Consider the following 223-nt stretch of genomic DNA (forward strand, 5'->3'; position numbering starts at 1 on the left):
TAAATACATCAGCAACAGCTGGTCGCTATACCGTATCTACGACCTTAAACACCACTTTTACACTTACAGGTACACTAGCCCATACCGTAAAAGTTCTAATCAGTCATGGGGCGTTTTTGGCAGATGGTACATCTGAAGGATTTGTAGCTTTAGATGGTGCTTCTTATGATTTTACCCCTACTTTAGAACCAGGTTTTGTATCTTCTTATGATGCGGTTACTAA

General features: G+C 39.9%; 1 protein-coding gene. It reads left to right on the plus strand.

The genetic code is table 11. The features are described from left to right. A partial coding sequence (locus Q0733_RS13080; RefSeq protein ID WP_298782791.1) for a hypothetical protein occupies positions 1-223 on the plus strand: 223 nt, incomplete at both ends.

Source organism: uncultured Polaribacter sp., assembly GCF_947500975.1.
In the GTDB taxonomy this organism is placed as follows: Bacteria; Bacteroidota; Bacteroidia; order Flavobacteriales; family Flavobacteriaceae; genus Polaribacter.